Raw genomic sequence first — 24,418 nt, forward strand, 5'->3', positions numbered from 1 at the left:
TGGCGCTCACGCGGGCCGGCCCGGCAGTGACCGCATGACCAGCAGCACTAGCACGACATTAACGGCGGCCAAGGCAGCGAGTGTTGTAAGCACTCCCATGGAGCCAAAGTGCTGAAGCAGGTAGCCACCGACCAGCGGCGTCAGCGCCTGGCCGATGAGCGAAGGCCGCGACATCTTGCCCATCAACGCCACGTACTGCGCGGGCGGCATCAGCGCCAGGGGCAACAACCCCCGGACGATAGCCCGCAACCCATTGCCGCAGCCGTAGAGCAACAGCCCCAATGCCGTTGCGCCAGGCGCCAGGGCCACCAGTGCCATACCCACGGCCACCAGAACTGAAGACACCAGAGCGGTCCAGATCGGGTGTCGCTTGCGGGCGACAATCTGCAGCACGCGCGAAGCCACTTGGCTGGGCCCCAATAGCGCACTCAGCGCGATCGCAGAAGCCAGGCTGTGGCCCAACCCCTGCAGCACTGCCACCAGTTGCACCGAAACTGCGGTCATGATGATCGCCCCAATCGCGAAGATCGACATGAGCAGCAGATACAGACGTCGGTCGACGCTAACGTCGGTCGCCGTCACCGCAGGCTTGCTCGTGGAGCCGTGCGGGCCCGCTGGCAGCACCCAGAGGTACAGCGGCGCGACTACGACGATCAGCATCAGCGCATAAGCGGTACAGGTGACTCGCCAGCCGAGCTGCTCGATTGCGAACGCCACCAGGGGCCAGGTGATGGTGGTTGCAAAACCCGAGATCAAGGTGATGCCAGTGATAGCCCTGCCCGCCCGCTCGGCATACAAGGCACCGAGGGTGGCAAACAGGGCTTCGTAGAGACCAATGGCCATGCCGACGCCAATCACGACCCAGGCCAGCAGGAACACTTGCAGGCTGTAAGCGTTGGCGACGATCAGCAGCCCCGCCCCCACCACGATTCCGCTCGCTGCCATCTGCAGGCGACCACCGTAGCGAACCACCAGGCGGCTCGCCAGCGGCGCCAGCAGTGCGGACACCATCAAGCCTAGCGACAGCGCGCCATAGACCCAATGGCCATCCCAGCCGGTCTCTCGCAGGATGGGCTCACCCATGACCGCCAAAAGAAAGAATGACCCACCCCAGACCATGATCTGGAGTACACCCAGGCAAAGGATGCCGATGGGTCCGGGGAGACGTAGAGCAGCGTTCACAAACAGCCTTCATGTGCGGAGGAGATCGACGCCAGTGATTACCGTCGCCAACGTGCTTCGGGGTGGCGCTGTTGTGCGCAAAGCACATCGCGCGCCTTCTCAAGTCTACTGGGATGAGCAAAGGGCTGCTATTGAATCCCGGCATTTCAGCTATGCAGGGCGACGCCGTGAGGATGCATTCAGTCGAGGCAAAAACAGCAGGCGCGCTTAGATCGAAGCGCGCCTGCCAGCGGCAGGCTCAGGGGTTACTTATCCTTAGAGCTGCGCCACGTCCTTGAGCGGCTGCCGCATGCTTATTCGGTAGCAGACTATGAGGCGCTGCTGCCGTGGAACCGCTCGCCTGAATGCGCCTCATGGGACATGACCATCCTTCAACGCGCCCCTTATCCGAGCCCTGCAAATAGTCTCTCAGCACGCTTTCCCGGGTCATGGACTTCGCCTGCGCCTCCTCTTCACTGCACAGCCAACTCCTTGAACAGCCATTGCTTGAACTGAGTCACTGCATACGGTTGTCGATGCCGCCGAGGATGCACGAGATAATGGCCAACGTAGCGAACGCTGTTGCTGACATGCCGAAGCGGGCTGACCAGCCGACCGCTGGCCAGCTCCTGCTCAGCTAACAAGTCAGATTCGAGCACCACCCCCAGGCCGCCAGCCGCCGCTGAAATACTCATGGAGCTTCGATCGAACGCCAAGCCGTAGCTGTTCGGTGGCTGCATGCCGTTGGCCGCGAACCAGCCTTTCCACTGCACTGACTGCCCGTCGCTCTGGATCAGGAACAACGAATACAAGTCCTGCGGTGAACGAAGATGCCTGGCCACCTCAGGGCTGCACAGCGGCGTCAGCTCTTCGATCCGCAGCGGGGTCTTTTCGTGTGACGAAGGCCTGGGCTCGCCGTAAACGATGTCCAGGTCGAAATCATCGTTGTCGAACCGCGCGTAGTCAGTACTGGCGGATATGCGCAGGTCGATGCCGGGATGACCGTGCAGGAAGCCCGCCAGGCGAGGCACCAACCACTGACTGGCGAACGTCGGCGCAACGTGAAGGCGCAGCGGCACTGCGGGCTCATTGGTCGCAATCGCCAACCCACGGCTCATCTCCTCGAAACCCCGTTGAACATGATCCAGCAGCATGGAGCCCTCAGACGTCAGCGCCGTGTGACGCGTACTGCGGGTGAACAGCGATACCCCTGCTGCAACTTCCAGTTTGCGTATTGCATGGCTGACTGCGCTTGAGGAGAGATCCAGTTCTTTCGCTGCCTCCACGAAAGAGCAGGTACGCCCCGCCGCTTCGAAAACCCTCAGGGCTGAGAGAGGTACCTTTTTAAAGATCTTCATTGATGAATCCAATTCATTGACTGGCGAATTTAAACCTTTTGTCGAGCTTGTATTTTTACATGATCATCTCGGGGTAACTCAATTCGGCTGGTTACTGATGAATTCGCTGCGTCAGTAACCCCGGATCGCTGGTCACCAATGGAGAATAATATGACCGAGAGTCGCAATGAGCACTTTGCCCGGATGTCGACCCATGCCTGGCGAATCCGACGCTTCGCCCTGCGCATGGGTGAAGTACAGGGCCAAGGCTATGTTGGCCAGGCGCTGGGCTGGGCCGACGTACTGGCTGTTGCCTACTGCCACGCCATGAACATCCGCGCAGATCAACCTGAATGGGAAGGTCGTGACCGTTTCCTGCTTTCCCATGGGCACTACGCGATCGCGCTGTATGCCGCCCTCCTGGAAGCCGGGGTTCTGCCGGAAGATGAGCTGGAAACCTATGGCTCCGACGACAGCCGCTTACCGATGTCCGGCATGGCCACCTACACACCCGGCATGGAAATTTCCGGCGGCTCCCTCGGTCAGGGGTTGGCCATTGCCGTCGGCCAGGCGCTGGGCCTGCGCATGAAGGGTAACCCTGCGTTCGTCTACAACTCGATGTCCGATGGCGAACTGGATGAGGGTGCGGTATGGGAGGCAGCCATGTCGGCCTCGCATCACAAGCTGGGCAACCTCATCAACCTGGTGGACATCAACCGCCAGCAAGCGGACGGCCCGTCCCACGACATCCTCCAGTTCGAGCCGCTTATCGACAAATGGGCGGCGTTCGGTTGGCACGTGCAACGTGTCGACGGTAATGACTTGCGGGCCGTGATCTCTGCCTTCGATATCGCACGGGCGGTACCCGGTGATAAACCTCGGGTGATTCTCTTCGACACCCTGATGGGTAAGGGCGTGCCCTTCCTGGAGCAGCGTGACAAGAACCACTTCATCCGGGTCGAGCCCGAAGAGTGGCAGCAAGCACTTGCCAACCTCGACGAGATCTACGCGACCCGGAGCCCACAATGACCAACGCTTGCGCTGCAAAACCGAAACTCACCACCTCGTCCATGATCGCCTCCATCGCCACTGAAGGGCAGCGTACTACCCCTGCCCCGTTCGGCCATGCTTTGGTGAAGGTAGGCCAGAAGAATCCACGCGTCGTGGGCATGACAGCAGATCTTGCCAAATACACTGACATGCATATCTTTGCGCAGCGCTACCCGGAGCGCTTCCTGCAGATGGGTATGGCTGAACAGCTGCTCATGGCTGCTGCGGGCGGTATGGCCAAGGAGGGCTTTGTACCCTTCGCCACCACTTATGCGGTGTTTGCCACCCGTCGCGCCTATGACTTCATCCACCAGGTGATCGCAGAAGAAAATCTGAACGTGAAGATCTGCGCGGCCCTGCCGGGGCTCACGACTGGTTATGGCCCAAGTCACCAGGCCACGGAAGACCTGGCGATGATGCGAGCCATTCCTCAGATGATGGTTATTGACCCATGTGATGCGCTGGAAACTGAACAGTGCGTTGCCGCAATAGCCGAGCACGATGGCCCTGTCTACATGCGCCTCCCCCGCGGGCGCGTACCGCTGATCCTCGACGAATACGACTACAAATTTGAGCTCGGCAAAGCCCGCTTGCTACGAGACGGCAATGATGTGCTGATCATTTCCTCGGGCCTTATGACCATGCGTGCCCTGGAAGTCGCTGATGAACTGATCAAGAGCAAGATCGGCACAGCTGTCCTGCACGTGCCGACAATCAAGCCACTCGATGTCCAGGCCATCATTGAACAATGCCGTCGTGAAGGCAGGTTGGTGGTGATTGCGGAAAACCACACGCAGATTGGCGGCCTGGGTGAAGCCATCGCCATGACCTTGCTGCAAGCCCGTGTGCAACCGGAAGTTCGCCATGTGGCGCTGCCAGATCAGTTCCTAGATGCCGGGGCGTTGCCGACGCTGCATGACCGCTACGGCATCTCCAAAGACGTCATGGTTGCAAACATTCAGCGTTGGCTGGCCTGACGGCACGCTCGTGTAGTGCGACCCCCGCTCACTTCGCGATAGACGCTGCCCGAGTGAAGTGAGTGGCCCTTCGAGCTGGAAACCACTCTTTTCTTCCCTGGATCGTCCCAATAACTACAAGGTGATGGCGATGCAAAAAGACAACCATTTTCTTAAGAAAAAACGCGTATGGATCTACGCGTTTCTCTTCACTTTGACATTGATCAACTATGTCGACCGCGTTTCGCTCTCGGTGGCGTCCAAAGTTCTCAAGGAAGAATTCGATATCTCGCCGGTCGCGATGGGCTATCTGTTCTCGTCCTTCGTCTGGCTGTACTTTCTTGCACTCATTCCCATGGGGTATCTCGTAGGCAGGTTCGGCCCGAAAAAGGTCAATGGCTACGGCATCGGCGTCTGGTCGGTGGCCACAGCCTGCACGGCATTGTCGACGGGTTTCATCTCGTTACTCAGTTGCCGGCTCATCATGGGTATGGGCGAAGCGACTACCTACCCCGCTGGCGCCCGGGTCATTCGTGAATGGATGCCGCTCAATGAACGTGGTTTGGCCACCGCTGTATTCCATAGCGGTAGCCTGGTCGGCCCTGCCATCGGCGCCATCGGTTTTGGCTGGTTGATCAGCGCCTTCGGATGGCGCATCGCCTTCGTCGTTGCCGGTGCATTGGGCTTTATCTGGTTGGCGGCTTGGTTGAAATGGTACAGCCACCCGTCAAAAGCGCCTTGGTTGGACGATGTCGAGCGCGCTGAAATCGCCGAGGGTGGCACGTCATCGGTTGATGGTCCGGAAAAATCGGTATCGCTGGGCCTCAAGGGCTTAGCCCGTTCGAGCAGCATGTGGGCAATCGCGCTCTCGCACGGCTGTGCCGTCTACGCGACCTACTTTTTTCTCACCTGGCTGCCGAGCTACCTGCAGGCCGAGAAAGGCCTGACGGTTATGTCGAGTGGCCTTTATACCGCCATCCCATACCTGGGCGCGGCCATCCTTGCCATCGTCATTGGCCGCCTGAGTGACAAGGCCATGCGCCCCGGCGCTGCCGAGACGGGCCAACGCCGCCTGGTAGTGGCCAGCGTGTTGCTTGCATCCTCGGTGATCTTCCTGGTACCGGCGATCGACAGCACCTGGGCAATTCTTTTTGTGATCACGCTGTCATTGGCGACGTGCGCATCGGCGATCTCGTTGAACCTCTCACTGGTGAACGATCTGGTGCGCTCGGAAGACGATGTTGGCACCGCCGCGGGCTTCATCACTGCCGTCGGCAATCTTTTTGGCCTGCTGGCTCCGATCGTGACCGGCTACGTGGTGGCGGGTTCGGGGAGCTTTGCCCTGGCTTTCGTAGTGGTAGGCGCGCTGTTGGTTGTTGGCGCCGTCCTGTCGATGTTCTGTACCCGTCGCCCGATCGGGATAGCCACGCCTGGTCGACAGGCCATGGCTTGAATTACTTGTAAATGAAGGAAGCAGTAGCGTTATGAATCAACGTAGTAGCGTGTCCCCCAGCAAGCTCCAGGCGCAGCCTGACTTACGTACCGGCAGTAAATGGCGCCTGGCAATTGCTCTGCTGGCGTTGACCCTTGGAGTATTTGGCCTGGCTCTGTTCGGGGGTGGGGTCTGGCTGATCGCGCTAGGTGGCAGCTGGTATTACGGCCTGACAGGTGCAGGTTGTGTACTGAGCGCCATCCTTATATGGCGTCAACGCCGCAGCGCCCTTTACCTCTTTGCTCTCATCTGGGTATTGACGGTGATCTGGGCGCTTTGGGAAGTCGGCCTCAACTGGTGGGGCCTGGTGCCACGCCTGGTGGCCATGACCGTCATCCTGTTTTTGATCCTGATCGTATCTCCGGCGCTACGCCGCACTACCCGCACTGCTGCGTAACGAGGTTAGTAATGTTCACATCCGTCAAATACGGGGGCGCCCTCGCCCTCGCGATTTCTTGCGCGCTCCAGATGCAGTTCGCGAAGGCTCAGGAAATTCCCCAGGTAGGTAGCGACTGGCCATTCTACGGGGGCGATCATAACGCCCAGCGCTTCAGCCCCCTCAAGCAGATCACTCCAGAGAACGTCGGTCGCCTGGAGCGTGCGTTCGTGTACCACACCCGGGATCTACCGAACCCTGGGAGTCGTTATTCTCCGGAGACCACGCCAGTTAAGGTCGGCAACGATCTGCTGATGTGCTCTGCCAAAAACATCCTGATTTCGATCAATGCGGCAACTGGCAAAGAGAATTGGCGTCACGATCCGGGCGTACCGGATCAGGCCATTCCTCACGCGGCAGCCTGCCGGGGGGTGGCGGTGTATACCGCACCGCAGCTACCCGAAACGGCTCAGTGCCGCAGCCGAGTGGTTGAGGCCACCCTGGATGCCCGGCTGGTAGCAGTCGACCTCGGCACCGGTGAGCCCTGCAAGGACTTTGGCCAGAACGGCACTGTCGATCTCTGGGAAGGTTTGGGCAAAAAGGTTCCTGGCTGGTACGCGGTGACCGCGCCGCCGACCATCGTGAACGGTGTCGTAGTCACCGGCGCGCAGATCCGTGATGGTCAGGATGAGGATGCTCCATCGGGCGTGATTCGTGGCTACGATGCGGTCACCGGCAAAATGGCTTGGGCGTGGGACCTGGGTAACCCGGACAATGTCCATGGCCCTGCCGAAGGCAGCACTTACACCCGCGGCACGCCGAACATGTGGACGGCGGCGGTGGGCGATGAGCAGCTCGGTTATGTCTATCTGCCGATCAGCAACTCCTCGATCGATTATTACGGCTCCAACCGCAGTGAGGCCGAAAACAAATATTCGACCTCGCTGGTGGCCGTGGACGTGAAGACCGGCAAGGACGTCTGGCACTTCCAGACCATCCGGCACGATGTGTGGGATTACGATCTGGGCAGCCAGCCGACGATGCTTGATTACCCGGGCAAAGACGGTAAGCCGGTACCCGCAGTGTTGCTGCCGACCAAGCAAGGTGACATCTACATCCTGGATCGTGCCACCGGCGAGCCGCTGATTCCGATCGGTGAGGTCAAGGCGCCTAAAGGGGGATCGGTGGAGCCGGCGTTTTTGGCTGATACCCAGCCTACCTCCGAATGGCACACCCTGCGCAAGGCACCGAAAACAGAAGCGGACATGTGGGGCTTCTCGCCGCTTGACCAACTGATGTGCCGTATCCAGTTCCGTCAGGCCAACTACGAGGGCTACCTGACCCCACCGTCAGTGGATCGTCCCTGGATTCAGTACCCCGGCTACAACGGGGGGTCGGATTGGGGGTCGGTAGCCATTGACCCGGTACGCCGATTGCTGATTGCCAACTACAACGACATTCCTAACCTGAACCAGCTGATACCGCGCGAGCAGGCCGACAAGATGGGGCTCAAACCCATCTACGCGCCGAAGCCCGATGAAACCACCTTGAACAAAGCAGGCAGCAAGTCAGGCAAAGGCGAAGGCGGTGCCTCGACCTACCCGCAAGTCAACGCCCCATACGCGATCAGCGTGAATGCGGGTTGGCGCAACTGGGGTACCGGCGTCCCATGCTCGGCACCGCCCTATGGTGGAATCCGCGCAATCAGCCTCGACACAGGCAAGACCGTTTGGGACGAGCCGCTGGGTACCGCGCGCCGCAACGGGCCATTCGGCATCCCATCGCATTTGCCGCTGAACATCGGCTTGCCGAACAACGGGGGAACTGTGGTGACTGCGGGTGGATTGACGTTCGTCGGGGCGGCAACCGATAACCTGTTCCGTGCCATTGATACTACGACCGGTGAGGTGCTGTGGGAGGACGTGCTGACGGTGGGTGCCCAGGCAAACCCGATTTCCTATGAAGTCGACGGTGAGCAGTATGCCCTTGTCTCTGCTTCCGGGCATGCCTTCATGGAAACCGGAACCAGCGACGAAATCATCGCATACAAGCTGCGCAAGTAATCGCCAAGGCGGGGCCTGTTCAGGCCCCGCTTCGCCAAAATCGTTAAAGGAGATTGAACATGGATATAGGCTTGCAGGGTAAGCGGGTGCTGGTCAGCGGCGCCTCCCGAGGCATTGGCCGAGCTATCGTGCAGTTGTTTCTCGAGGAAGGCGCCCAAGTGGCATTCTGTGCTCGGGGGCAAACAGGCGTTCAGAGCGCGCAGCTCGAGTTTGGCGAGCGCGCTTGGGGCACTGCGGTGGATGTTACCCAGCCCGAGCATGTTCGGGCCTGGGTCAATGAAGCAGCGCAGCATATGGGCGGGCTGGATATCGTCGTGCCCAACGTCAGTGCTTTGGCTGGGGGTGATGACCTGGAGACCTGGCGGCGAGCCTTCGACACCGACCTGTTGGGCAGTGCAACGATGGTCAAAGCCGCCCTGCCCGCTCTTCGTCAATCACAAGCGGCAGCGGTCGTGCTCATCTCGAGCGTCTCGGGCCGCGAGGTCGATATGTTCGCAGAACCCTATGGCGTTCTGAAGGCAGCCTTGCTTCACTACGGCAAGACCCTCTCGGTGCGCCATGCCCATGAGGGCATCCGCGTTAACTCCGTTTCTCCAGGCAATGTGTATTTCCCGCAAGGCGTGTGGGGAGATATCGAACGAGAACAACCCGATACCTTCGCCAAATGCCTGGCCGAAAACCCGATGGGGCGTATGGCTACTCCGGAAGAGGTCGCTAAAGCGGTGGTGTTCCTGGCCAGTCCCGCGGCAAGTTTCACAACCGGTACCAACCTTCTGGTCGATGGCGGCCTGACGCGCTCAGTGCAGTTCTGAGTGCCCGCCTCGGTATTGGCTCTAGGAGCGAGGATCGACGTGATGAAACTTTATATCTACGAACACTGCCCCTTCTGTACGCGCGCCCGCATGATCGTTGGGTTCAAGCGTCTTCCGGTAAGGCTTGAAGTCATCATGGAGGGTGATGCTGAGACACCTACCCGCCTGATCGGCAAGAAAGCCGTGCCGATCCTGCAGAAGGAGGATGGCAGTCACATCGGCGAGAGCCTGGACATTGTTCGGTATCTGGACGGCATCGGCCCAACCGCCCTGGTCGCACCACAAGATCGCGCACTCGACGCATGGGTCAAGGAAGCTTGGCCGACAGCGCTCAAACTTTTTATTCCGCGGTTCGTAAACGGGCAGTTTGCGGAGATCGCCACGCCAGCCGCGAGAGAGGCATACCGCCGGCGGGAAGAGCAAGCCTTCGGTGACTTGGAGGTGCTACGGGAGCAAACGCCGAAACTGGCCGCTGAAATGCAACCCCTGCTTGATGCCCTGGCGCCATTGGTAGCAGATAGAGCGAAACTCGGAATCAACGACATTACCCTCTGGCCTGTGTTGCGATCGCTGTCCATCGTCCAACAGATAGCATTTCCGGCACAGGTGCTCGGTTACATGCAGCGGCTGAGTGCGTCATGTAATGTTCCCCTGCTGTTCGGACAAGAAGCGTGATTTGCCGATGGTCTGCCAATCTTTACGGCGCCAGCTAAGATGCTGACGGTGGACGTCAGCCGCCGTGTGGTGAGCTTCAATCAGCTTCACTTCCCCGTCAAAGCTACGCCCAGCCGGATTTTGACATTGCTTTTGCGCAACCAAGGGCATGTCGTGAGCAGACCGACGATTTACAGAGAAATCTGGGGGTACCAGTTCGATCCTGGTACCAAGATCATCGACGTGCAGATTTGTTATCTGAGAAAGCTGCTGAAGACATTGGACGCGCCGGTCGAGATCAAAACCCTTCGGGGCAAAGGCCTTTGCCTGCAGGTGACTGTAAGAAGACCGGCGTGACAGTGGTGTTTGGCGTGCCGGATGAGGTTTTCAGTGATTTGATCGCCTCACCCATCAGCTGCCCTGCGAACCGAACCGTTGTTTATCGGGCATCACATTGCGGGGACTTTTCTTTCACTTAATTTTCACGGGGCTTGAGCGAGCCTGAAGCTACCCCTACGTGTGATAGACCTTGCCCGCCTAGCCGCGGGCTTTCTTTTGTGCGCAAATTACCACTCGCTCAAGCCATTCTTCCACTGAACTGCCTGCATCTTACGAAGGCCGTCTTGAGTAGCTCTAAGCGCTCGGCAGTTTTTACCCAGCGGGTAGTGAAATGCGAGTGCAGTTCGTTACGTGAAAAATCCAAGTACCTGGATGAGTTTGGAATGCTTGGTGCTATCCCTTGCTGTGTTCAGGTGACGATGGCCCCGTACCGCGCTTGATGCCCCGGGGCCCAAGGACACCCCAGATAGCCAGGCCGATAATTGGCAGCGCCAGCAGCAGCAACGCCCACATTGCCTTCGTCACATCGGGCTTGTCGCTACGAAACACGCTGACGATCGCCCATAGATCAACCAGCAGGATGATCGCCGCCACCGCAATCCAGAAATATGTCACAGGCTCGGTCATGATCGCCTCTCCTCTGCTTGGGGAACAGGCCGCACCGTCTTCGCGTACATCACGGCCCTTACTCAAAAGAAGTCATCGCGCGTGGCAAAGTTCAGACGATGTTGAGCGGTCGGGATAAGCGGAGGCCATCGGCAATGAACCAACATCGCATCCAGCACGTCCACCGAAAAACAGCAACGAGAGCTGCGCAATGGCTACCGCTCCCCTGTCCGAAACGCTTGAATACCTCAAGTCGCACAAATTGCTGCTGACTACCGCCGAATCCTGTACGGCTGGCACGATGATCGCCCTGCTGGCCACGTTACCGGGGACCGGAGAGGTGCTGGAAAGCGGCTATGTAGTCTACTCACCCAGTGCCAAGCAGCGCCTGCTCGGCGTGAGCCCGAAAACCATCGAGCGCTACGGATTGACCAGCGAAGCGGTCGCTCGGGAAATGGCCTTGGCCGCGCTCGGGCACAGCGACGCGACCGTTGCTATCGCCACCACCGGCATCAGCGGGCCGGAACCTCATGACGGTATCGCGCCTGGCACCCTTTGTTTCGCCTGGGCATTTGCGGGTGAGCCATTGGCGGTGTTCACCCGCAGCCAACGGTTTTTTGGTGAGCGCGCCGATGTCATGCGTGAGGGGGCGCTCTACGGGTTGACGCGTCTGGCGCATTATCACCAGCGCTGGCTTCGCGGTGAGCGCGCGTGAGGGCACCACCATGAACGACGATGAGCGCGTTTCCAGGCGTCATCCCGTCGAGGAAGACATGCCTATGCAGCAACGCGTGTGGCGCTTCGAACGGGTCGGCTGGTATGCGCTGGTGTTGATCGTGCTGATGGCGCTTGCGGGGCTGTTCGGCAATGGCCCGCTCAGTGATGCCCAACTCGTGAGTACAGATGGGCGAGTGGCAGTGGCGTATCAGCGGCTCAGCCGCAGCGGTACATCTGAAAACGTGCGCATCACTGTTCACGGGATTGCCGGGCAGCCGGTGATGATACTGCTCGGGGGCGACTTGCTGCGCGAAGCGAGTATCGAAATGCTGCAACCACAACCGCAGAAGTCGCTCTCGCACGGCGAGTCGCTGCTGCTGCAGTTGGGCACCAGCAAGGATGGAGTGGCCACGCTCTACCTCACCTTGCGCAGCGAACACGTCGGCCCCCTTGAAGGGATCGTCAGCGCCGGCCCGCAAAGCGCGGTGCATTTCTCTACCTTCCTTTATCCGTAGGAGCGACCATGGACTCCATTCTTCGCGCGGCAGGCATGTACCTCGCTCTGATGTTGCTGTTTCGCGTGGCTGGCCGGCGTTCACTGGCGGACTTGACCACATTTGACTTCGTGTTGCTGCTGATAATTGGCGAAGCGACTCAGCAGGCTTTACTGGGCGATGACTTCTCCTTCACCAACGCCATGCTGGTCATCGCCACCTTGATCGCGCTGGATGTCGGCTTGTCGCTGGCCAAGCTCAATTCCAAACGGCTGGCGCGCCTGCTAGACGGGCACGCTACGCTGGTGGTCGAACAAGGACGCTTTCTTCATCACCGCATGCGCAAAGCGCGGCTGACAGAAGACGACATACTGGAGTCTGCTCGCGACAGCCAGGGTATAGAAACTGTAGCCAAGATCAAATTCGCCATCGTCGAACGCAACGGCAAGATTTCGATAATCCCTCAGGACTGATCGGGCCGCAGCAGATACTCCAGCAGGCGTGCTGGTGCACGCGCTGATGCCTGGGCCTGCTGCGGGAAGCTGGTTCGGTTCAAGGCTGTTGGTAATGGCCCGGCGACGTGCCGGGCTCATGGTCATGCTCCAGGCGCTGTACCTGCACATCAGAGAACGAAGACGCTTCGTTGCGATGAAGCCCCTGCAGGTACTCACGGGCGGCCTCCCTGCTCAGGTCTTCTTCGTCGCTGCGACACTCGCAAGTGCCAGGCTGGTTGTCGAGGATATAGCTGATCAAATAAAGGTACTTGGCCATCGCTTCAATTCTCCGAGGTTACGGGTGAAGAAGGAGTGGGTATCTAAGCATTTGATTGACTTGCAACCATGAGCCGCACCAGCACTTCGTGGTCGACCGGTCTGCTGAGCAAGAAACCTTGCACTTCATGGCACCGGTCATCGCTGAGCAGCGCCAGTTGCTCAGCGGTCTCAACGCCCTCGGCGGTGACCGTCATGCCCATCGCATTGCCCAGGTTGATGATCGCCTGAACCTCACTGCGGTCACTTGCGCTCTTGCCCAAAGATTGAACGAAACGTTTGTCTATCTTGATGCTGTCGAACGGATAAGTTCGCAGGTAGCCCAAGGAAGAATAACCGGTACCAAAGTCATCCATGTTCAAGCGAACCCCCAGTTCCTTTAACGCGTTCATGGTCTGCAGGGCACCTTCGACGTCATTGAGCATCACATTTTCGGTGATCTCCAATTCCAGGCGATGGGCAGGTAACCCTGTATGTCGCAACGCCTCGGCAACATCACGCACTACGTCACTGCGGCTGAACTGGGCCGGCGACATGTTGACCGAGACCATGATCTCCATTGGCCACGTCTTGGCCTTGGCACATGCTTCGTGGAGGACCCAGTTACCCAACTGCACGATCAGATCGGATTCCTCGGCCAAGGCGATGAATCGATCCGGGCGCAGCAAGCCCTTGCGCGGATGCTGCCAACGCACCAGCGCTTCCGCCGAGGCAACCGTCGTACCGTCGACCTTGTAGCGCGGCTGGAAATGCAGCACGAGCTCGTCACGGCCGATGCCTTCGCGCAGCTCCCGTTCGAGCATGCGTTTCTCCAGCAGCGCTTCGTTCATCTGCGCAGAAAAGTAGCGCCAGGTATGCTTGCCAGCAGACTTTGCGCCGTATAGCGCGATGTCTGCATATCGGATCAAGTCACTTGCAGTGCCAGGATAGTCAGCTGAGAGAGCTACGCCGAGGCTGACACCGACCTGAACGCAATGGCCCTCCGCCAGAATAGGTCGTTGCAGTGACTCCACCACACGGGCACAGAAGCCATCCACTTCTGTTCGCTGTCCGGGACGTGAGAGCACGATGATGAATTCGTCCCCTCCAAGACGGGCCACCAGGTCACTTTCTCGCGTTATTTCATCAAGGCGCCTCGCCACCTCAATGAGCACCGCGTCGCCGGTCGGGTGGCCAAGGCTGTCATTGATGGGCTTGAAGTTATCAAGGTCCAGCAAAATCAGCGCTACGGCCTGTGGCGAAGCGCCCTGTGCAGCCTGTTCCAGAAATCGGAAAAGTTTGTTGCGGTTGGGCAGCCCTGTAAGGGCGTCGTGCAGCGACAGGTGCTGGATCTGGGCATGAGCGGCGACTTCGTCGGTGATATCGCTGCAGGTTCCACGAAACCCTTTACAGTGGCCATGATCGATACTTGCCCGTGCCGCAATGCGACAAATACGCTGCTGCCCGAGGTGGTCATGGTATTGGCAGCGCAAGCTGCCCGTAGCGTGGCTGGCGGCCAAGCCGTGCAGCCAATGTTCCAGGTGCGCGGTATCGCAATCGAGCAGTTCGGTAATCGGTCGATGCAGCCAAGCGCCTGCCGGGTGCCCGGTTAGCTCGGCAAATCGAGCCGACAGGTAGATCAGATGCAAATCGGCATCGGTCTCCCATATCCAGTCGGATGAAGCTTCGGCCACAGCCCTGAACCGCTCCTCGCTGGTTTCCAGCGCCGCTTTGGAGGCGGCAAGCTGCTGGTGGCTGCGGTCGATACCCGTGCTGGCGCGCATGGCATAACGGGCGAACAGCGTCACCAATACGCCAATGAGCACGACTGCTAACGCTAGCGCTGGCACCACCGTAGAAATCAGCTCACTGCCCGGCCGTACGATGTTCCACGTCAGGATATGAGCGCTGCCTTCCAGCGGCAGGGCTCCCCTCGCCTCGTCACCGGTGTTCAGATCGGTGACGGCGAGGCCAGACAGACCAGCAGCACGGCCCAAAGGTTCGAGCACGCTGGCATCGAGCACCCTGACAAACACCATAACTGCGCTGGGAGCGGGTAGATGATGCGGCATAGAAGGCGGCTGAATGACCGCAGCGGCGAAAATCGCTGGTTGCTCACCGAACCGGAAGTAACCTGAGGCGGCTTGTTGCTTGGCAGCAACCTGCCGCGCCTGGTTGATGATCCTGTCTGCCTGAAGGCTGTAGCGAGCGAAGCCTTCACCGCTCAATTGGCCATTGACCATGGCATAAGAGGTGCCATTGCCATCTAATACGAACACGCCCGTATAACCATCTGCGGTATACAGCGTGGGGCCCACGTTGTCCTCATCAAAAGCCCACTGCACATCGGCTTCGCGACCCAGGTGATCAAATGCCGATTGCCAGATCGCATGGGTAAGTACATAGCTGCGCTCATTTTTTTGTAGCTGGTTCATTGCAGATTCAGCATGAAAACGGCTTTGCGCCCTTTCGCGATGATCCAGTGACCCCGCGATTCGATAGAGGGACACCAACCCTACGATCAGCACCAGCATCAGCAGCCCGGAAAACACCAATATCAACTGTCGAACCACATGGCTGCGCGTCGACAGATCATTACTATTGCTACTGATTGCGTCCATTCAGTCACCGAATGCCTGGGATTTTTACGATTGACTGAACGGACACCGGAATGATCGCTAAAAGTGACAACCGGTGGCCTGCGCGTCGGTGGCCCTGGATCTACCGGCAATCAAATGGAACAGGCCTGGGGTATCGCTGCCTAACCAGAGGCAACCCCACCGCACAGGAGCCACGACATGGCAGCTTCCAACCAACCCGACCCGTATGTCGATGAAGTCCCTCAGAACCCGGGTGAGCCAGCTCCCAAGCCTGGCCCGGACGATGAGGCGCCTGATTGGCCTGATGATCAGGTACCACCTGAAGAGCAGTCTGATGGCTGATCACCTGTCCCCTGGGAAATGTTCCATGCGCGCACTCAGAGCCTTTTACGCTGTGTTACCGGTTGCTTGCGGCCTTGGTTTATGGGGCTGCAGCGCTGCCACTACCAAATCCCCCGTAGAGGCACCTGGTAGGCCTGCAACGACTGGCACTCAATTGCTCGAAGCAGGCGCTGCGGTGCTTCAGGCCAAGCCCCCGATTGATGCGCTCAACGCCTACCTCAACGGGTTTCATTTTTATAACGGTCAGCCGGACGCCCAAATGGAGGCTCATCACTACTGCGCGATTCTCAACGAAGACGTCATTCAATGCGTGATTTACGACGGCAATACCCAGGCTGCCAAGATCATGGGCGTCGAGTACATCATTGACGCCAGCCTGTTCGCCAAACTGCCTGCCGCTGAAAAGCCCATGTGGCACAGCCATGGCTATGAGGTATCCTCCGGCCAGTTGAGCGCACCGGCGATACCCGCGAGCGCCGAGCATGCCTTGATGAAGCGCTTGGCCCATACCTATGGCAAGACGTGGCATACCTGGCACACCGATCAGGGCAAGCGGCTGCCCCTTGGTGTGCCGCAGTTGATGATGGGGTTCACTGCAGATGGGCAGGCCGATCCGTCCATGGTTCGCCAACGCAATCAACGATTGCAGCTGGATATGCGCAAAAGCAAGGCCCTACGCGCCGACATCCCCATCCCTCCAGCCGACCCCGCAGCGGATGGCTGGCAGCATGGCAATATCATCCAGATCACCGACCCGACCGGCCAGCACGATCATGCCCCGGCTGCCCTCCCGACAACCAACGATTCGAACAGTCGTTCAAGCCCATGAATCGGGTCAGGCGATCAAGGCCGGAAGCTGGCGTGCAAGCAGTTCGGCAGCTGAAGGCTTGAGGCGGGACGGTGCCAACTTGTCGCGGGGCACCCACTTGCACGCCACGATTTCGTTTCCCGGCACAGGGTGGTCTTGTTCATCGATCTGCAATGTGAAGATGTGATGGACAATACGACCCGCACGGACAGTGCACAGTGCTACCAGACGCCGGCGGCGAATACCTGTTTCCTCCTGGAGTTCGCGAATGGCCGCATTGTGGGGAGGCTCGTGCGGTTTGACGCCGCCCCCCGGGAAATTCCATTTGCGCGATTTGCGGCGCACCAGCAATAGCCTGCCGCTGCGAAAGCAAAGCACTGTAGCTCTTGCTCGAAGCTCGCCTTGTTTAGGCATGGTCACCTCCTTTACCCATTCTTGAGTAACGGTGGACTACCGGAATATTCGGTACGTTCAAAACTCTGTCCGTATCAGGGCGAGCACTACAGTCAGACTGCAAAATGAAATCGCCCGTCAACAATTGAATCGACAATCCCGCGCGTGGATTGGCAGCAGGTAGTTCATCTTCCACTCGCCGAAGCTGACTCACGTTTGAGAAGCGATGGTTCGCAAGCAAATTCGCGGGCACGTCCCACACCCCAGGCCAATGCCCGGGTCATCGACTCTCCAGGCCGAGAGTCGAAAGCTTCTTCGTGCAGCGCGGCCCCAGAGGGTGCGTAGACGCCTATGAACATCTGCGTGTTTCCGGTGCGGGATAACCGGACTTGCACGTCGATGTGAGTTCCATCGTCAAGAATTTCGTCATGGCTGCGATTGTGAAGACTAGGGTCTGCCCAGTCCCAGTACACATGTCCTCGAGTTCTCATAAAGCCTCCCTCGGTATTCGGCCTGTCCTTCTTACTAGATACTTAAAATAGCGAACCTGTTCAGGCAGACAATCGAAAGTCCGTGAATTGAGAACTGAATCTGACTATCGGCAAAAAAACTATACAATCTCAATACTTTGTATAGTTTTCCGAGAGTTTTACAGTTCTTCGCTGGAACCCCGGTGGGGATCTTGATCCTCATTGAAGTTGTCTCAGGTAGGGATGGGTGATGATGCCCTTACCGTAAACCTTTGACCCACCAGCCTGCAGGAAAGGAACTCGAATGGTACCGTTCGACCTTCAACGGATGCTCCTCGGCGAGCTGCCTCTCGCCTTTCTTCTGGAAGTCGCCTTCAGGGTCTTGGCGGCTTTTACGGCCGTATTCTTCTTTCTCAAATTCAGTGGCCGACGCGGGATCAAACAGCTCTCCCGCTTCGAGCTGGTCGTCATTCTGACCCTTGGCTCCGCTGCCGGCGATGTGACCTTCTACGAGGACGTCCCCCTGCTCCCGGTGGCACTGGTGTTCCTGACGCTCCTGCTGCTGTATCGGGGTATCGTCTACCTCATGAAACGAAGCAAGGCGTGCGAAGCCTGGATCGATGGATTGCCGATAACAGTAGTGAAGGACGGCATGTACGAAATCCACTCGCTGCGCAATATGAACATTTCGTCGAATGAACTCTTCATGGAGCTACGCCAGCGAGGTGTGGAGCATTTGGGCCAGGTACGTTTAGGCCTGTTGGAAACCGACGGAGAACTCAGTGTGTATTTCTATGGGCCGGAGGACACCAAGGCCGGCCTTTCAGTCCTTCCATTCGAGCATCGGCCGGAATACACAACACCGCCCCAGGCTGGCCTCTATTGCTGCGTGGGCTGTGGCTTTCCTGCCTACCATGATTCGCACGATTCGAGCGCGTGTGAACGCTGCGGCCATGCTGTCTGGTCTCCAGCACTGCATACGGTGCGCAACCGTTAGCTGATACCGCCTGCCCTCTCCTCTGAACTTTGCTGCATCTCCAGCATTCAGCTGCTTAGGCACACAGCATATTGCAGGCATTCATGCGAAGGGGTTTGTACCATGATCGATCAAGCGACAGGCATGAAACCAGGCGAACGTTACTGCGTGGAGAACGTCGAACGCGCTCATCAGTTCCCTGGTTTTTTTCAGGACGGCAAGTATTACCTTGGCCCCGAGCTGCTCACGGCAGTCGGCTGGCTCGAAGGGACGAAGTTCATCTATGACAGTCTGGATGCGCAAGGTGAACCGGTCTTCCCGGAGCGGGTGGCGGGCACCATTGAGGGCATGAAGCTGGTGCTGGTCGACGGCACTGCACTGCAGCTCTCGAAGATAGCAGCCAGTGATACCCTCCTACCTACGGCTGGCAACATCGAGCAAGCCTCACAACCTGACGAACCTGAAGCTCCAGCACCGGTAAAGGGCCCGTTGCGCGGCAAGGTCGTGGTCATCACTGGCGCATCGAGTGGTATAGGCAGGGCTGCCGCGCATGCCTTCGCTTGCAAAGGCGCGCGGCTGGTGCTCGCCGCACGCGATGAGCAGGCGTTGTTCGACGTGCTGGACGAATGCACCGACTGTGGAACAGACGCCGTGGCAATCATTACCGACGTCACCCGTAGCGACCAGGTGCAAGCGCTGGCCACCCAGGCGGCCGAATTTGGCCATGGGCGGATCGATATCTGGATCAACAACGCAGGCGTTGGCGCGGTGGGCAACTTCGAGCAAACGCCCCTGGAGGCACATGAACAGGTCATTCAGACCGACCTGATCGGTTACCTGCGCGGCGCCCACGTGGCCCTGCCCTATTTCAAGGCCCAACGCAGCGGCATCCTCATCAACACACTCTCACTGGGAAGCTGGGTTGCCCAGCCCTACGCGGCCGCCTATTCGGCCAGCAAGTTCGGCCTGCGCGGCCTGACCGAGGCGCTGCGCGGAGAACTGACGGAGTTCCCCGACATCCACGTCTGCGACATTTATCCAGCGGTCATGGACACCCCAGGCTTCAGGGATGGCGGCAATTACACCGGCCATGCGCTCACACCACCCGGGCCGATCTACGATCCGGAGCGGGTAGCCAAGGCCATGGTAGCCAGCGCTATTTCCCCACGCGCAAACACCACGGTGGGCGCTGCCGCTCGCCTTGCCCACCTGGCAAGCTACGTCGTCCCGCGCCTGGCGCTGGTTTCAGGGTGGCTCACACGCAAGGCCTTGAGCCGCAGCCCCAACGCTGAGATTTCTTCCGGCAACCTGTTCGAGCCACCGAGTGGCCGACGCAGCGTGGACGGTGGCTGGAAATCCAGCAAAGACCACATGCCGTGGTGGGTCGTGGCGGCAGCCCTCGGGGTCATCGCCGGGCTGGCCGTCACCCGCTCGCAACGCAGGCGCCGTTAAGCGCACCACCGAGCAACGAGCAGGAACTTTGCTCGCCATTGCGGGCCCCTATTTAAGGTCTATCGGTAAAGGAGATGAATGATGAGTTCACAACTGAACGGTAAGCGCGTGGCCTTTCTGGTCACCGACGGCTTCGAGCAGGTGGAGCTGACCGGCCCTCGTGAGGCGTTGGAAAACAGCGGTGCGGTGGTCGACATCCTGGGGGAAAAGGAAGGTACGGTCCGTGGCTGGAACCATGACAAGCCCGCCGACGAATTCGCCGTGGACGCGACTTTCGAGGGTGCCCATCTCGATCTTTACGATGCCCTGGTGCTGCCCGGCGGCGTTCAGAACTCCGACACGATTCGCTTGATTCCCGGCGCGCAAAAGCTGGTTAAAAGCCACGACGCAGCAGGCAGACCGCTGGCTGTCATCTGCCACGGTGCCTGGCTGCTGGTATCGAGCGGGTTGGCCAAAGGCAAGCGGATGACCAGCTACAAGACCTTGCAGGATGATATTCGCAACGCCGGCGGCACGTGGGTGGATGAACAGGTAGTGGTGGATGGCAACCTGATCAGCAGCCGCCAGCCGGACGATATCCCCGCCTTCAATGAACAGTTGATCAAAGCGTTGGCAGGCTGAGTTTCGCGTACCCGCGCAGAGTGTGAACAGCAGCGAAACGATTGGGATTGTGCCTGATGGAAGACTGGATCGATTTGTTGGAATGGCCTGCCATGGCTGTCACGGTATTGGCAGCTTGGTGTATAGGCTCGCGCCGTCCCGGCCGGCGTAAAGTGGGGTTCTGCTGCTTCATTGCCAGCAACCTGCTGTGGTCGGTCTGGGGCTTGCACGCTCAAGCGTGGGCTTTGATCGTGCTGCAGGTCGTGCTGTGCCTCATGAACCTTAGGGGCTGGCGGAAGAACAAAATTGCGTCAAAGAGGACGCAAGGAGCCCACTCGCGGCCTGCTTGATCAGCAGACAGGGTTTACCCAATGCACATGCCGTCTGCCGGGGGGCGTCTCACTGGCTTGTGCCATTGGGTATACGGCTTGTACCAGGCAACGCTCGATTAGTAACAACACTTAGCGCGGTTGCCGCCAGCAAAAACACACCGCTGGCCAGGAATGTGGCTTGATGGCCGAATCCGTCGTACAGCACTCCGCCCACAGTTGCGCCCGCCGTGATGGCCAACTGAATCACGGCGACCATCAAGCCACCTCCGGCCTCTGCCTGGTGCGGCAATGCCTTGGCCAACCAGGTGAACCAGCCCACGGGAGCACAGGTGGATACCAGTCCCCAGATACCGAGCAAAACAGCGACTGGAACGACCCAGCTACCGACCGTGATCACGGCGAAAGCGATGGCAGTCATGATCAACGGTACTCCCAGAAGAACGCGGTTCAGGTGTCGACCAACGAGCGTGCCAACTACCATCGTACCGACCAGCCCTGCGGCGCCGATTATCAGCAGCAGAAGCGAGAGCGTGGGCACGTCCACATGCGTGACCGTTTCCAGGAAGGGCCGCAGATAGGTGAACAGTGTGAACTGCCCCATGAACAGGAATGCAACTGCCGCCATGCCGAGGGCGACCCTGGAGTCTGCCAGCAAACGCAGGGATCCGGTTGCTGACGCCGCGTTGCGCTCGCTTGGCATCGCTGGCAGCGTGAAGGCTTGCCACATCAACGCCAAGGCGGCTAGCGGCAGAACGCAAAAAAACGCCCCTCTCCAGCCAATCATGCCGCCCAGGTAGCTTCCGAGCGGCGCCGCGATTGCCGTAGCCAACGCGGTACCGCCCTGCATCAGGGCAATAGCCTTGGGAACGAGCGGTTCGGGGGCGATGCGTATCATCACCGCGGTGGACATCGACCAGTAGCCACCGATGGCGACTCCTAGCACGGCGCGCCCCACCATCAATGTCAAGTAGTTCGGGGCGAATACCACCATCCCCCCGGAAATCAGCATCAGGGCGGTCGTGGCCAACAGGACAGGCTTGCGGTCGATCCCCTGGGTCATAGGGGCCAGCATCAGGCTAGTGATGACGGCAAAGAAACCTGAGATGGAAATGGCCTGCCCAGCCTGGCCTTCGGTCAGTGACAAATCGGACGCAATCGGAGTGAGCAAGCTCACTGGCAGGAACTCCGAAGCCACCAGGGCGAAGGCACAGAGCGACATCGCCAGGACAGCGCTCCAGACCTGACGGCTTGTATGTTGAAGGTGTATTGCAGGGCTGCTCATAACGGATCTCGGTTTAACAATTTCAAAGACGCAGGTGCCCAGGCCCAGGGCAGAGGCTGGGCCTGGCGATGGCGTCAGTTACTTGAGGTGTTCGCGAAAGAAAGACGTCAGCTTGCCGAAGGGAATCAATGCGACGCGGTCATAGAGATCGACGTGGCCAGCGCCCGGTACGATCACCAGTTCCTTGGGTTCGCCGGCAAGGCGATACGCCTCTTCACTGAACTCACGGGAGTGTGCGTCTTCTCCCGCGATGAACAGCATTGGGCGTGGCGAGATCGTCTCGATGTCATTGAACGGGTAGAAGTTCATGAAACGGACATTACTGGTCAGCGTGGGATGCGTCGTCAGAAGCGGCGACAACCCTTTGGGGGTGAACTCCCCCCGGGGCGTGCGGTAGAAGTCGTAAAACTCGCGTTCGATGGCATTGGAGTGCTCGGTCAGCTTGTCGACCGTGCCACTGGTGTACAGGGTGTCACCGCCGGCAAACTCGACATCACGCTGAGCTGCTGCTTCAGCTATGGCCTTCTTGCGTTGCTCGACCGTGACCGCGTGCTTGAGGCCGTTGCGATTGGCGGCGCCCATGTCGTACATGCTGACCGTGGCAATGGCTTTCATTCGCGGGTCAATCTTCGCCGCACTGATGGCAAAGCTGCCACTGCCGCAGATGCCCAGCACGCCGATCCGGTTGCGATCAACGAAACCCTGAGCGCCGAGATAGTCGACCGCCGCACTGAAGTCTTCGGCGTAGATGTCCGGGGCTACCAGGTTGCGCGGACGCCCCTCACTTTCACCCCAGAACGATAGATCGATGGCCAGGGTGACGAAGCCCTGCTCTGCCAGCTTCTGGGCATAGAGATTCGCGCTTTGTTCCTTAACCGCCCCCATCGGATGGCCGACGATGATGGCAGGGTAACGGGTATTGGGTTTCAGGTTTTCAGGAACGAACAGGTTGCCAACCGTATTCATCTGAAACTGGTTTTTGAAGGAAACCCGTTCGAGTGATACCTGGTCACTCTTATAGAAATTGTCGGCTCCATGGGACATATCGGCGGCTCCTGCAGTGAGTGAACAGGCCATCAAGGCAAACGCTACGAACAAAGACTTCATGCACTCATTCCTGTCTGCTCGAAATGGAAATGGTGCGAGGGGCAGGCTCTGCTGAGCACACTGGCCACCTCGCCTATAGCCATCTTCGTCGCACAAACCGCTTCATCAGTAGAGCAAACGGGTATTTTTATTGCCTAAATCTCCAGCTCGTACCGGCTGGGCATGGACAGATGACGCAACGCGACCGTAATGTTTTCCACAAGATGATCGGAAGCTTCCTATGCCTGCCACCACACAACCGCGCCCCCCTGCGAACCCGCTGGCCACGCTGTGCGAGGTAATAGGCGCACACGCGCCCACAGCTGGCGACTTCACGACACACATCGCAGATCTCAGCGTCTACCGACGTAACGCACCGGCCCCACCGATTACTTGTATCGTCGAGCCGAGTGTCGTGCTGGTGGTGCAGGGCGCCAAGGAAATGGTCATCGGTAGCGAGGTCTTCCCCTACGACACGAGCCGCTTTCTGGTCACCTCGCTGAACATCCCTGCTAACTCGGCGGTGACGATGGCCAGTGAGCAAGCCCCTTGCCTCGGCCTGGTATTCAAGCTCGACCTGCGCACACTGGCGGAACTGATCGCACAAGATGGTCGTCTTGCGGTGAGTGGTCAGACCTTTCACACCAGCGCTGGGGTGGGTGAATTGAGCCCGAAGTTACTGGAGAGCTTCAGCCGCCTGATCGAGCTGCTCGAGGAGCCCGATGCGATACCTGTGCTCTGGCCGCTCATTCAGCGGGAAATCCACTACCGTTTGCTGCTGAGTGACCAGGCCCCCCTCCTGCGCCACATCGCCTCCGTGGGCAGCAAGGGCCACCGAATCGCCAAGGCCATCGACTGGATGAAGCTGAACTACGCCGCGCCGCTGCGAGTGGACGAGTTGGCCTCCCAGGTGCAGATGGGACTCTCGACCTTTCACCAGCATTTCCGCCAGCTGACCGCTATGAGCCCGCTGCAATACCAGAAATGGCTGAGGTTGAACGAGGCGAAACGGTTGATGCTCAACGAGCATCTGGATGCCGCCACCGCGGCCTTCAAGGTCGGCTATGAAAGCCCCTCGCAGTTCAGCCGCGAGTACGGGCGCCAGTTCGGCACGCCGCCAAAGCGCGATATCGCAGAACTGCGCCTGAGCGCGGAAAGATCAGCTGCCGCCACACCCAGCGTGCCCTGAGCCCAGCGCTCAGGAAACCGGCCACTACGCGATGCAAACAACCGCTCGTAGATCGCACAATGGTTCGATAATCGCACACCAT

Annotated in this window: 27 protein-coding genes and 1 pseudogene; 19 read left to right on the top strand and 9 right to left on the bottom strand. The window is 59.1% G+C overall.

The features are described from left to right. Positions 1 to 6 precede the first annotated feature (6 nt). Positions 7 to 1,182 carry an MFS transporter gene (locus tag BLX42_RS22015; RefSeq protein ID WP_161872622.1) on the bottom strand — a complete coding sequence of 392 codons (1,176 nt, stop codon included), beginning with the start codon at positions 1,180 to 1,182 and terminating at the stop codon, positions 7 to 9. A 261-nt stretch (positions 1,183 to 1,443) separates the two neighbouring features. On the opposite strand from BLX42_RS22015, the pseudogene BLX42_RS22020 reads away from it, so the two are divergent. Beyond that, positions 1,444 to 1,527: pseudogene (locus tag BLX42_RS22020) on the top strand (transposase domain-containing protein); the annotation flags it as partial. A gap of 107 nt (positions 1,528 to 1,634) precedes the next feature. On the opposite strand, the gene BLX42_RS22025 reads toward BLX42_RS22020, so the two are convergent. Further along, positions 1,635 to 2,531, bottom strand: a complete 897-nt coding sequence (locus tag BLX42_RS22025) for a LysR substrate-binding domain-containing protein (RefSeq protein ID WP_256672056.1) — start codon at positions 2,529 to 2,531, stop codon at positions 1,635 to 1,637. A gap of 138 nt (positions 2,532 to 2,669) precedes the next feature. Between BLX42_RS22025 and BLX42_RS22030 the strand changes: the two genes are divergently transcribed. The 8 genes from BLX42_RS22030 (at position 2,670) to BLX42_RS22065 (ending at position 10,258) form a co-directional block, all read left to right on the top strand. Next, positions 2,670 to 3,527 carry a transketolase gene (locus BLX42_RS22030; RefSeq protein ID WP_161872623.1) on the top strand — a complete coding sequence of 286 codons (858 nt, stop codon included), beginning with the start codon at positions 2,670 to 2,672 and terminating at the stop codon, positions 3,525 to 3,527. Then, entirely contained in the window at positions 3,524 to 4,525 is a 1,002-nt protein-coding gene (locus BLX42_RS22035) for a transketolase family protein (RefSeq protein WP_161872624.1), read from the top strand. Before BLX42_RS22030 ends, BLX42_RS22035 begins: the two co-directional genes overlap by 4 nt. A gap of 130 nt (positions 4,526 to 4,655) precedes the next feature. Then, a complete protein-coding gene (locus BLX42_RS22040) occupies positions 4,656 to 5,957 on the top strand; it encodes an MFS transporter (RefSeq protein WP_161872625.1) in 1,302 nt (433 codons plus the stop codon). A 31-nt stretch (positions 5,958 to 5,988) separates the two neighbouring features. Continuing rightward, complete coding sequence (locus tag BLX42_RS22045; protein WP_052750433.1) at positions 5,989 to 6,393, top strand: glucose dehydrogenase; 405 nt, start codon at positions 5,989 to 5,991, stop codon at positions 6,391 to 6,393. An 11-nt stretch (positions 6,394 to 6,404) separates the two neighbouring features. Then, the gene (locus tag BLX42_RS22050; protein WP_161872626.1) at positions 6,405 to 8,435 is read left to right on the top strand and encodes a pyrroloquinoline quinone-dependent dehydrogenase; all 2,031 of its coding nucleotides are present in this window, start codon (positions 6,405 to 6,407) and stop codon (positions 8,433 to 8,435) included. A 59-nt stretch (positions 8,436 to 8,494) separates the two neighbouring features. Then, entirely contained in the window at positions 8,495 to 9,247 is a 753-nt protein-coding gene (locus tag BLX42_RS22055) for an SDR family NAD(P)-dependent oxidoreductase (RefSeq protein ID WP_161872627.1), read from the top strand. A gap of 42 nt (positions 9,248 to 9,289) precedes the next feature. Beyond that, positions 9,290 to 9,922, top strand: coding sequence for a glutaredoxin 2 (gene grxB, locus BLX42_RS22060; protein ID WP_161872628.1), 633 nt, complete (start codon positions 9,290 to 9,292; stop codon positions 9,920 to 9,922). Between the two features lie 39 nt (positions 9,923 to 9,961). Then, positions 9,962 to 10,258 carry a winged helix-turn-helix domain-containing protein gene (locus BLX42_RS22065; RefSeq protein ID WP_161872629.1) on the top strand — a complete coding sequence of 99 codons (297 nt, stop codon included), beginning with the start codon at positions 9,962 to 9,964 and terminating at the stop codon, positions 10,256 to 10,258. 375 nt (positions 10,259 to 10,633) lie between these two features. On the opposite strand, the gene BLX42_RS22070 is transcribed toward BLX42_RS22065, so the two are convergent. Then, entirely contained in the window at positions 10,634 to 10,867 is a 234-nt protein-coding gene (locus BLX42_RS22070; RefSeq protein WP_046786310.1) for a PLDc N-terminal domain-containing protein, read from the bottom strand. A gap of 190 nt (positions 10,868 to 11,057) precedes the next feature. On the opposite strand from BLX42_RS22070, the gene BLX42_RS22075 reads away from it, so the two are divergent. From BLX42_RS22075 to BLX42_RS22085, 3 genes are read left to right on the top strand one after another with little or no spacing between them, the layout of a single operon-like run. Continuing rightward, positions 11,058 to 11,561 carry a CinA family protein gene (locus tag BLX42_RS22075; RefSeq protein WP_161872630.1) on the top strand — a complete coding sequence of 168 codons (504 nt, stop codon included), beginning with the start codon at positions 11,058 to 11,060 and terminating at the stop codon, positions 11,559 to 11,561. A gap of 10 nt (positions 11,562 to 11,571) precedes the next feature. Continuing rightward, positions 11,572 to 12,078, top strand: coding sequence for a hypothetical protein (locus BLX42_RS22080; RefSeq protein ID WP_115275556.1), 507 nt, complete (start codon positions 11,572 to 11,574; stop codon positions 12,076 to 12,078). Positions 12,079 to 12,086: 8 nt separating this feature from the next. After that, complete coding sequence (locus BLX42_RS22085) at positions 12,087 to 12,530, top strand: DUF421 domain-containing protein (RefSeq protein ID WP_115274900.1); 444 nt, start codon at positions 12,087 to 12,089, stop codon at positions 12,528 to 12,530. A gap of 79 nt (positions 12,531 to 12,609) precedes the next feature. On the opposite strand, the gene BLX42_RS22090 is transcribed toward BLX42_RS22085, so the two are convergent. After that, positions 12,610 to 12,828, bottom strand: coding sequence for a hypothetical protein (locus tag BLX42_RS22090; RefSeq protein ID WP_046786312.1), 219 nt, complete (start codon positions 12,826 to 12,828; stop codon positions 12,610 to 12,612). 43 nt (positions 12,829 to 12,871) lie between these two features. Continuing rightward, positions 12,872 to 15,427: an EAL domain-containing protein gene (locus BLX42_RS22095; RefSeq protein ID WP_161872631.1), complete on the bottom strand. Its 2,556-nt coding sequence runs from the start codon at positions 15,425 to 15,427 to the stop codon at positions 12,872 to 12,874. A gap of 177 nt (positions 15,428 to 15,604) precedes the next feature. Between BLX42_RS22095 and BLX42_RS22100 the strand changes: the two genes are divergently transcribed. Together BLX42_RS22100 and BLX42_RS22105 are read left to right on the top strand one after the other, a co-directional pair. After that, positions 15,605 to 15,748 carry a hypothetical protein gene (locus BLX42_RS22100; protein ID WP_158621126.1) on the top strand — a complete coding sequence of 48 codons (144 nt, stop codon included), beginning with the start codon at positions 15,605 to 15,607 and terminating at the stop codon, positions 15,746 to 15,748. Positions 15,749 to 15,773: 25 nt separating this feature from the next. Then, entirely contained in the window at positions 15,774 to 16,577 is an 804-nt protein-coding gene (locus tag BLX42_RS22105) for an OBAP family protein (RefSeq protein WP_161872644.1), read from the top strand. A gap of 6 nt (positions 16,578 to 16,583) precedes the next feature. Here the strand turns inward: BLX42_RS22105 and BLX42_RS22110 are convergent, their stop codons facing one another. Together BLX42_RS22110 and BLX42_RS26990 are read right to left on the bottom strand one after the other, a co-directional pair. Then, positions 16,584 to 16,970, bottom strand: a complete 387-nt coding sequence (locus BLX42_RS22110; RefSeq protein ID WP_119689022.1) for an NUDIX domain-containing protein — start codon at positions 16,968 to 16,970, stop codon at positions 16,584 to 16,586. 164 nt (positions 16,971 to 17,134) lie between these two features. After that, positions 17,135 to 17,440: a hypothetical protein gene (locus BLX42_RS26990; RefSeq protein WP_168216571.1), complete on the bottom strand. Its 306-nt coding sequence runs from the start codon at positions 17,438 to 17,440 to the stop codon at positions 17,135 to 17,137. Between the two features lie 283 nt (positions 17,441 to 17,723). Between BLX42_RS26990 and BLX42_RS22115 the strand changes: the two genes are divergently transcribed. The 4 genes from BLX42_RS22115 to BLX42_RS22130 all read left to right on the top strand — a co-directional run bounded on the left by BLX42_RS22115 (position 17,724) and on the right by BLX42_RS22130 (position 20,797). Then, entirely contained in the window at positions 17,724 to 18,416 is a 693-nt protein-coding gene (locus BLX42_RS22115) for a DUF421 domain-containing protein (protein WP_161872632.1), read from the top strand. Between the two features lie 102 nt (positions 18,417 to 18,518). Further along, complete coding sequence (locus BLX42_RS22120) at positions 18,519 to 19,847, top strand: SDR family oxidoreductase (protein ID WP_161872633.1); 1,329 nt, start codon at positions 18,519 to 18,521, stop codon at positions 19,845 to 19,847. Positions 19,848 to 19,928: 81 nt separating this feature from the next. Further along, positions 19,929 to 20,468 carry a type 1 glutamine amidotransferase domain-containing protein gene (locus BLX42_RS22125; RefSeq protein ID WP_161872634.1) on the top strand — a complete coding sequence of 180 codons (540 nt, stop codon included), beginning with the start codon at positions 19,929 to 19,931 and terminating at the stop codon, positions 20,466 to 20,468. A 56-nt stretch (positions 20,469 to 20,524) separates the two neighbouring features. Next, the gene (locus BLX42_RS22130; RefSeq protein ID WP_046786318.1) at positions 20,525 to 20,797 is read left to right on the top strand and encodes a hypothetical protein; all 273 of its coding nucleotides are present in this window, start codon (positions 20,525 to 20,527) and stop codon (positions 20,795 to 20,797) included. Between the two features lie 49 nt (positions 20,798 to 20,846). On the opposite strand, the gene BLX42_RS22135 is transcribed toward BLX42_RS22130, so the two are convergent. Further along, on the bottom strand, positions 20,847 to 22,061 hold the full coding sequence (locus BLX42_RS22135) for an MFS transporter (RefSeq protein WP_161872635.1): 1,215 nt from the start codon (positions 22,059 to 22,061) through the stop codon (positions 20,847 to 20,849). Between the two features lie 78 nt (positions 22,062 to 22,139). Then, entirely contained in the window at positions 22,140 to 23,168 is a 1,029-nt protein-coding gene (locus BLX42_RS22140) for an alpha/beta hydrolase (RefSeq protein ID WP_161872636.1), read from the bottom strand. A gap of 220 nt (positions 23,169 to 23,388) precedes the next feature. Here BLX42_RS22140 and BLX42_RS22145 point away from each other — a divergent pair, with 220 nt between their 5' ends. After that, positions 23,389 to 24,336 (top strand): AraC family transcriptional regulator, encoded by a 948-nt coding sequence (locus tag BLX42_RS22145; protein WP_161872637.1) that lies wholly within the window; start codon positions 23,389 to 23,391, stop codon positions 24,334 to 24,336. Positions 24,337 to 24,418: the final 82 nt, after the last annotated feature.

Origin of the sequence: Pseudomonas sp. SG-MS2, from assembly GCF_009933855.1 — a bacterium.
Taxonomy (GTDB): domain Bacteria; phylum Pseudomonadota; class Gammaproteobacteria; order Pseudomonadales; family Pseudomonadaceae; genus Aquipseudomonas; species Aquipseudomonas putida_E.